3 protein-coding genes are annotated in these 4082 nt (G+C 38.8%); all 3 read right to left on the bottom strand.

The window, feature by feature from the left end; genetic code table 11:
• A partial coding sequence (locus NYG85_RS12090; protein ID WP_349252816.1) for a hypothetical protein occupies positions 1-248 on the bottom strand: 248 nt, incomplete at its 3' end.
• Between the two features lie 288 nt (positions 249-536).
• The gene (locus NYG85_RS11765) at positions 537-3026 is read right to left on the bottom strand and encodes a hypothetical protein (protein WP_284938845.1); all 2490 of its coding nucleotides are present in this window, start codon (positions 3024-3026) and stop codon (positions 537-539) included.
• 10 nt (positions 3027-3036) lie between these two features.
• Entirely contained in the window at positions 3037-4065 is a 1029-nt protein-coding gene (locus NYG85_RS11760) for a hypothetical protein (RefSeq protein WP_284938844.1), read from the bottom strand.
• Between the last annotated feature and the right edge of the window lie 17 nt (positions 4066-4082).

Here is a 4082-nt window from a genome sequence, read left to right as displayed (position 1 = left end):
GTTTGTGGTATAATGTCATCATTAGCCTTTACAGAATATGATTTTTCATCAGCCTTGCCCAGCGATATTTTTTCGGACTGGGGTGCAAAGTGCGGCGCCTTTGCCTGTAAAGGCTCATTGTTCTTTTGTAATCTTGCTAACTCATTTTTATTTGAGCTTATTGTTGCGTGTCCGATTTTGCCGCTATCTTTTGCTACTGCAATTTTGCCTATTTTGCCACTTTTTAGCTCTTTTGCGATTAAAGCCATATCATCTCGGTTGTTCTTAAAAAAAATGCGTTGGATTATCTTTTATCTCTTTTATCACTCTAAAAACGTCCGCTTCGCTTTTAAACATTTCGGGGTGCTTTATGGCTAGGCTTTTTAAATTTGCTACCCATTCATCGTTTAATACGCCACTTAAATCATTAATCCACTGCTCGGCTTTAAAGTTTTGCTCTGCGTATTGATATGGCTTACTCTCGCTTACGATATTAAAATTTTCATTTTGTCTTTGCAGTGCGTTTAGCTCGTCAAGACTTGGATTTTTATTTACACTTATGGCGTTTTGTGCTTCTTTTGCTCTTGTTCTGTCGTCTCTTTTACGATTTGTCTAATCTCTGGCACTATCTCATTTTTAAAAATTTCAAGCTGTTTTCTTGTTAGCGTGTCGGTGCTTTGTGGCGGTATATCATCTAAATTTTTAATTAGTGCGTTTAAGTCGCCTGAGTTTTTTAAAGCGTTTGCGATATGATTTAATAGGGCGCGATTGTTGCCATAGTATGGTATGCGTGATTTTATCTTATCCATTAGCCGATTTGCTACCATTACTTCTGCTCTACCTACTACCTTTTTACCTATGCCTTGCGATAGCTCATATTGTTTTGGTGACATTTTTTTAAGGCGGGTTAAAATCTCGCCTGAGTTGTTTAATAGCCCAGCATTTGCGTTTAATTGCTCTACCGCATTAAGTGCTTTTTGCGTTCTAAACGGCATTTTATTAAGCGTGTCAATTGCCCCTTTAAAATCAGTTATGCCCTCATTTGTAAAACTATCAATTATATTTTTAAAAAGTGAGTTTTCTATCTGCTCTCTGTTAGCCTGTGGCATTCTGCTTAAAATTTCATCTAAATTTAGTCCGCTTTGATTATCAACTGACTTTATTAGGGCGTTTGTTAAGTCGTTTGTATCTTTCATTGAGCCAGTCATTCGCTTATAAAGGTCGCTATTCGTTACCTCTTTAAGGCTTTTATAGTCGCTTCTTGCTGTGTTTAAAAGCTCCCTTGCACTTTCGCCGATTTTTGGGTTAATCTTTTCAAATTGGTTTAGGGCTTCATCTACTGCGTTATCAATTACGCCTTTTGCGTTATCAAGCTCTAAGCTCCTTTGAAAGCTTATAGCGTCGTCTGCGTTTGCTATCTTGCTTTTTGTTAGATTTATAAAAGCCCTTGCGTCTTGTAAGCCCTTTAACCCACCACTATCAATTGCGTTATTAATCCTTTTTGAAATTTCGCCGTTGTCGCTTAGCACATTTTTAAGGGCATTTTTTACATCTGCATTAAGCGCGCTTAAATCAATCCCAGCCGTGCTAAACTCGCTATCAAGCGTCTTTATAACTTCGTCAAAATCGCCCTTTACCTGAGTATCAAAATTTTTTATGCTCTCAATTGCATTTATGCTATCTTTAAAGGCGTTATCAAGCCCAGCTTTTTGTGAGCTGTTTAGTTTTAATAGCTTTTGCATCGCTACGCTAAATGCCTGAGGGTCGTTTGCTACCGAGTTTAAAATAATCTTTGCTCCGTTCTCGTCGCCAAGTGCTGAAAGCAACATATCGGCTTCTTTCTCGCTTATGTTTTCGCCTTGCAAAACCCTTTTTACACCTTTTTCTATCGGTGCGATAACATTATCATTTAAAAAATCCACGCCCTTATTTAGCGTATTAAACGGCGTTTGCGGTATTTTATAGGTTTCATCCGCATTTACAAAATTTTTATAAGCGTCTTCATCAAGTGCATTTTTAGCACTATTTAAAGCCCTCTGCACCGCTTCATCGCCGCCTAGCGTTTGGCTTAATTGCTTTTGTGCTCCGCCCATATTATCGTTAGCTATTTGTCTAAATCCAGTGGCGATTAATGAGTTATCTAAAATTTTACCGCCTAGCTTTAAACTTGGTTTGCCTAGTTTTAAAGTTGCTGCTAAGGCTCCTGCGGCGGCTAAATCATCAACTGCCCCCTCGCCCATTCGTTTTAATAAACCAGCCGTATCTACTTCATCGCCTAATACTTGGGCTTTGTGTTTATAATCAATGCCACTACCTAAGGCGCTACCACCAGCACTACTTAAAGCACTTACGACAGCCCTGCCATAGCCCGGATTTCTTGTAAGTGCTCCTATTGCTCCACCAGCTAAACCGCCTATAATCTCGCCCTTATTAGCCCCTATTTGATTTCTTATGCTTGGCGTTGCGTCTAGGGTGTAAATTTTGCCGTCATCGCCCATTTTGCCAAAGTAAATTTTATCATTTTCTACAACCGCCCCTAAGTCGTATCCGTTGGCTCTTGCGATTTTATCATAATCGCTTTGTAGTTTTAATGCGTTCTCTTTTTTTGCTTCATCGCTAGAAAGTAGCGAGCTTATAAGCCCTTGATTATTTTGTGCCTTTGCTATATCGGTTTTTATATGCTCGGCTTTGTTTGAGTTTGTGCCATAAGTGCCAAAAATGCTATCATCCCACACGGCTTTTGCTGTTCTTTTTAAATCACTCCCAAACCCCGCAATATCATCAAGTATGCTTCGCTCTTTTTGTGCGGTTTCGTTAATCATCGGTGCTTTTGGTATTGCCCTGCCGTCAAGTCCTACATTATTTGGCATTTGCGGTCGTTCTTGCCCTATTAATTTAATACCTTGTAGCTTATCATCGTCAATATCTATACTTAACCCGCCGTTTTCATTTTTAAAAACGCCCTGTCCGTTAGCTCTTAATTTTATAGGTTGGTTGTTTTTAAAGCCGATAATTATTTCATCTTGTCCGTTAAAGTCAAATTTCATTTTTAGCCTTTTAGTTTAAATAAATTACGCCGTTTTCATCTATTTGGTCGTAAGGGTCGCTAGCAGATTTTAACTTTTGATTAAACTTCTCATTTACCCGCTCAGCTTCGCTTTTTACCGCTTCATCTTTGCTCTTGTATTTTCTGCCTGTCGTGGTTTCATATCCTTTTATGTAAGTATCTAGTTGCTTTTGTAGATGATTGGCTGCCTTATAATTGCCTTGTTTGCTTAGCGTTGTTATAATGTTGTTAAAATTTTCAATATTTCTTAAATACTCTCCGCTTATGTTTGCGTTTAAAACGTCCCCACTTACTCTAAACGGATTTAATTTCTCCTCAGCGTTGTATTTAGCGACATTACCGCCACCCTTTGTCTGCTCTCTTATCGTGTCGCCATAAGCTTTAACCCTTGCCATAACGTCGGCATTGCCTGCGCTTGGTATGCCTAGATTATAAGCGGCAGCACCCATTAAGGCGTCGTAAACCCCAGTCGTATTATCTTTATTATTTACTAAGGCTTCATTTGCAACGCCATTAATGCCGTCAAGTAGCGTGGTGGCACTATTTATTTTATTTAACGTCCCAACTGGCAGATTTTTAAGAGGGCCTAGCTCCTCCTCTTTTGCTTTTGCTTCTTGTATCGCTTTTTTTTCATTTATTGCTTCTTGCTTTTGGGCTAAAATTTGGTTTTTATAAAAGTTATTAAACGCCTGTTGCTCTTTTTTTAGTGCTATTTGCTCGGCAAGTTGCCTATTTCTAAAATCATTATCTGCGTTAAATTTATTTACGCTAAATTCATACTCCCTGTCTGCGTTTGCTTTTTGGATATCACGCCACGCATTATTTGAGGCTAATTGCTCGGCTGCGTTATTTTCTACCGCTTCATTATGCCTTTTTGTTTCGCCTAAATTTGCCATTGCTTGATTTTTAGAAACGTTTGTTTTGTAAATATCCCAAAGGGCGCCTCCTAACGCCCCACTAGCTCCAATCACTCCGCTATCTGGTCTAAAATCAACTCTTTGAGGGTTATAATATGCCATTATTGCTCCTCTTCATC

It is taken from the genome of Campylobacter gastrosuis (assembly GCF_030249845.1).
In the GTDB taxonomy this organism is placed as follows: Bacteria; Campylobacterota; Campylobacteria; order Campylobacterales; family Campylobacteraceae; genus Campylobacter_A; species Campylobacter_A gastrosuis.
The sequence above is the reverse complement of the archived record's forward strand: the minus strand, read 5'-3'. Positions and strand labels throughout refer to the sequence as shown.